This is a genomic window from Roseimaritima sediminicola (genome assembly GCF_009618275.1).
Taxonomy (GTDB): domain Bacteria; phylum Planctomycetota; class Planctomycetia; order Pirellulales; family Pirellulaceae; genus Roseimaritima; species Roseimaritima sediminicola.
In genome coordinates this window covers 1-559 of sequence record NZ_WIAD01000157.1, presented here as the reverse complement: position 1 = coordinate 559, position 559 = coordinate 1, and the positions used below count along the sequence as shown (strand labels likewise).

Below are 559 nucleotides of genomic sequence, written 5' to 3'. Positions count from 1 at the left end.
AGACAGCAGTGCCATCAGCATCGTGGCTTCGTTCGCTTTGAAACTTTGCTGAGACAAGTGAACCCCAATTGCAGCATTGAACTCACCGAGGCGATCTTCGAAGGTACCTCGTCGACGGTAGTGAGCGAGAACTTCTCGGCCGCTACGCGCCGCTTCGTCCCAGTTGGTCACGAGGAAAAAATACTGCGGGATGAGGTCAAGCTGCCCCGTGCGCGGATCAGGTTTGTCGACAACAACCAGAATCAACCGCTGAGCGTATTGCCAAGAGTCGGCTTGATAACTCCCCAGCTCAATGACGTCCTCGTAACCGCCTGCTGGAGGCCTTCCAGGTGGACGACTGAGGTGCTCCCTTGCCATTCGATCAAGCTTCGCATTGGATTTCAATCGACCGATGAAACGACGTGTTTTCTTGGACAGTGCGTCCATAACCGTGCCGATCGTATAGCCAGCATCAAGTCGGTATTGAACATGCTGGGCAATACGATGAGCTTTCTGGTCAACGTTTTCGACGAAGCGGTTCATGCCGTTGGCAGTGTGGACTTGGCCCTGGCGAAGTGTT

General features: G+C 54.0%; 1 protein-coding gene. It reads right to left on the bottom strand.

Annotated features, from left to right (window positions below; all coding sequences use genetic code 11):
* Window positions 1–559, bottom strand: a 559-nt coding sequence (locus tag GE027_RS22685; protein ID WP_261344081.1) for a transposase, incomplete at both ends; no start/stop codon positions are given.